2 protein-coding genes and 1 pseudogene are annotated in these 3510 nt (G+C 58.4%); all 3 read left to right on the top strand.

Annotated elements, in window-relative coordinates:
- Positions 1-5 precede the first annotated feature (5 nt).
- Positions 6-962, top strand: a pseudogene (gene pheS / locus ACIOWA_RS27615) (phenylalanine--tRNA ligase subunit alpha).
- A 26-nt stretch (positions 963-988) separates the two neighbouring features.
- Positions 989-3367 carry a phenylalanine--tRNA ligase subunit beta gene (gene pheT / locus ACIOWA_RS27610; RefSeq protein WP_401162893.1) on the top strand — a complete coding sequence of 793 codons (2379 nt, stop codon included), beginning with the start codon at positions 989-991 and terminating at the stop codon, positions 3365-3367.
- Positions 3368-3370: 3 nt separating this feature from the next.
- On the top strand, positions 3371-3510 hold a 140-nt coding region (locus tag ACIOWA_RS27605; RefSeq protein WP_401162894.1), incomplete at its 3' end, for an HU family DNA-binding protein.

Raw genomic sequence — 3510 nt, 5'->3', positions numbered from 1 at the left:
AAGATATCAATGCCGTGTATCATTTCCGGTTTGAATACCTTGGCTAAATGGGCGTGTTGACTCTGGTTATGATGACCCTGGGGAATTTGCCGGCAGAAGAGCGTCCGCAAGTCGGCGCCCTGATCAACGTTGCCAAGGAACGTGTCACAGGCGTTCTCAATGCGCGCATGGCTCTGTTTGAAGAAGCTGAACTGGCTGCCAAACTGTCTGCCGAATCCATTGACGTGACGTTGCCGGGTCGCGGTCAGACCTCTGGTGGCCTGCACCCGGTTACTCGGACTCTGGAGCGTGTCGAACAGTTCTTCACGCGTATCGGCTACGGCATCGCCGAAGGCCCTGAAGTCGAAGACGACTATCACAACTTTGAAGCGCTCAACATCCCAGGCCATCACCCGGCCCGGTCGATGCACGATACCTTCTATTTCAACGCCAACATGTTGTTGCGCACCCATACCTCGCCGGTACAGGTTCGCACCATGGAATCCAAGCAGCCGCCGATCCGCATCGTCTGCCCAGGCCGCGTGTACCGTAGCGACTCCGATATCACCCACTCGCCGATGTTCCACCAGGTCGAAGGCCTGCTGGTTGATCGCGATATCAATTTTGCCGATCTCAAAGGCACTATCGAAGAGTTCCTGCGGGTCTTCTTCGAGAAAGAACTGGCCGTACGTTTCCGTCCTTCCTATTTCCCGTTCACCGAGCCATCCGCTGAAGTCGACATGGAATGTGTGATGTGCAGCGGTAAAGGTTGCCGTGTCTGCAAGCAGACTGGCTGGCTGGAAGTGATGGGCTGCGGCATGGTTCACCCGAACGTGCTGCGAATGTCCGGCATTGATCCAGAGGAGTTCTCCGGCTTTGCCTTCGGCATGGGCGTCGAGCGTCTGGCCATGCTCCGTTACGGCGTGAACGACTTGCGTCTGTTCTTCGACAACGACTTGCGGTTCCTCGCGCAATTTCGCTAGTCGTAACGAATTCTTAGGAGAGCAGGATGAAATTCAGTGAACAATGGCTGCGTGGCTGGGTTAGCCCGCAGGTAAATCGCGACGAGTTGGTTGCCCGTCTGTCGATGGCCGGTCTTGAGGTCGATAGCGTGACCCCGGCCGCCGGTGTATTCAGTGGCGTGGTAGTGGGCGAGGTGCTGAGTACCGAGCAGCACCCTGATGCCGACAAACTGCGTGTGTGCCAGGTCAGCAATGGCGCGCAAACCTTCCAGGTCGTGTGCGGAGCGCCAAACGTGCGCCCGGGCCTGAAGATTCCGTTCGCGATGATCGGTGCAGAACTGCCGGGCGATTTCAAGATCAAGAAGGCCAAGCTGCGGGGCGTTGAGTCCAACGGCATGCTGTGCTCGCAAGCCGAGTTGCAAGTCGGTGAAGGCAACGATGGTCTGATGGAGTTGCCGGTCGATGCGCCGGTGGGCGAAGACTTTCGCGTGTACCTGGACCTGGAAGACGCCAGCATCGAGGTCGACCTGACCCCCAACCGCGGTGACTGCCTGTCGCTGGCCGGTCTGGCCCGTGAAGTCGGCGCGCTGTATGCGGCTCCGGTCACCCGTCCGGTGGTCATGGCCATTCCTGCCGTGCACGACGAAGTGCGTTCGGTAGAGGTGCTGGCACCAGCCGCGTGCCCGCGCTACTTGGGCCGTGTCATCCGCAACGTTGACCTGTCCAAGCCAACCCCGCTGTGGATGGTTGAGCGTCTGCGTCGCGCTGATGTGCGTAGCATTGATGCTGCCGTCGACATCACTAACTACGTGATGCTAGAACTCGGTCAGCCGCTGCACGCCTTCGATCTCGCCCAAATCAATGGCGGCATCCGCGTGCGCATGGCGGAAGAGGGCGAGAAGCTGGTTCTGCTGGACGGTCAGGAAGTCAGCCTGCGCGGCGATACGCTGGTGATTGCCGACCATACCCGCGCCCTGGCGATTGCCGGTGTGATGGGTGGCGAGCACAGCGGTGTATCCGCGACCACTCGAGATGTGTTCCTTGAGAGTGCGTTCTTTGATCAGATCGCTGTCGCGGGCAAGGCCCGTTCGTACGGTCTGCACACCGATGCTTCGCACCGCTACGAGCGCGGTGTTGACTGGCAACTGGCCCGTGAAGCCATGGAGCGCGCCACTGGCCTGCTGCTGGAAATCACTGGTGGCGAAGCCGGCCCGATCATCGAGACCGTCAGCGAGCAGCACTTGCCGTCGATCGCCCCGATCACTCTGCGTGCGCAGCGCATCACCCAAATGCTGGGCATGGAAATGGATTCGGCGCAGGTCGAGCGTCTGCTCAGCGGCCTGGGCCTGAGTATTTCCGCCGACGGAGCAGGGCAGTGGCGCGTTGAAGTGCCAAGCCATCGCTTCGATATCAGCCTGGAGGTCGACCTGATCGAAGAGCTGGCTCGTTTGTATGGATACAACCGTCTGCCGGTGCGTTACCCGCAAGCGCGTCTGGCGCCCCAAGCCAAGGCCGAAGCGCGTAGCGATCTGCCTGAATTGCGCCGTCTGTTGGTGGCTCGTGGTTATCAGGAAGCGATCACCTACAGCTTCATCGATCCGAAACAGTTCGAACTGTTTAATCCGGGCGTCGAGCCGCTGTTGTTGGCCAATCCGATCTCCAACGATATGGCCGCCATGCGTTCGTCGTTGTGGCCAGGTCTGGTTAAAGCCTTGCAGCACAATCTGAACCGTCAGCAAGACCGTGTGCGTTTGTTCGAAAGCGGTTTGCGTTTTGTCGGTCAGCTCGAAGGTCTGAAGCAAGAGCCGATGCTGTCGGGCGTTGTTTGCGGTAGCCGTCTGCCGGAAGGCTGGGCGCAAGGTCGCGATACGGTTGATTTCTTCGACGTCAAAGCTGACGTGGAAGCTGTGCTGGGCTTCGCTGGTGCACTGGATACGTTCACCTTCGTTCCGGGCAAACACCCGGCGCTGCACCCAGGTCAAACCGCGCGCATTGAGCGCGAAGGGCGTGAGGTCGGCTTTATTGGCGCAATCCACCCTGAATTGTCGAAGGCTCTCGGTCTCGACCGCCCTGTCTTCGTTTTCGAGCTGATCCTGGCTGAAGTGGCGCTCGGTAAAATGCCGAAATTCCACGAGTTGTCGCGCTTTCCTGAAGTGCGTCGTGACCTTGCACTGATCGCACACAAAGACGTCGCAGCCTCCGCTGTATTGGACGTAATTCGTGAAAATGCAGGCGAATGGCTCACAGATCTCAGGCTGTTTGACGTATATCAGGGTAAAGGTATTGATCCTGATAGAAAAAGCCTCGCAGTTGGCTTGACCTGGCAGCATCCATCGCGCACTCTTAATGACGATGAGGTGAATTCGACGACGCAAAATATCCTCACCTCGCTCGAACAAAGGTTGAACGCCACGTTAAGGAAGTGACGTATGGGGGCTTTGACGAAAGCTGAGATGGCGGAACGTCTGTATGAAGAGCTGGGCCTGTACCAGCGGGACGCCAAGGCATTGGTAGAACTGTTTTTTGAGGTAATCAGGCACGCGCTTGAAGACAACGAGCAGGTCAAAGT

Source organism: Pseudomonas sp. NPDC087614, from assembly GCF_044743485.1.
In the GTDB taxonomy this organism is placed as follows: Bacteria; Pseudomonadota; Gammaproteobacteria; order Pseudomonadales; family Pseudomonadaceae; genus Aquipseudomonas; species Aquipseudomonas baetica_A.
This window is presented reverse-complemented; position numbering and strand designations above follow the sequence as displayed.

Bases quoted from the DNA above. Each gene is read 5' to 3' on its own strand.
- pheT (WP_401162893.1), top strand. From the start codon at position 989: ATGAAATTCAGTGAACAATGGCTGCGTGGCTGGGTTAGCCCGCAGGTA.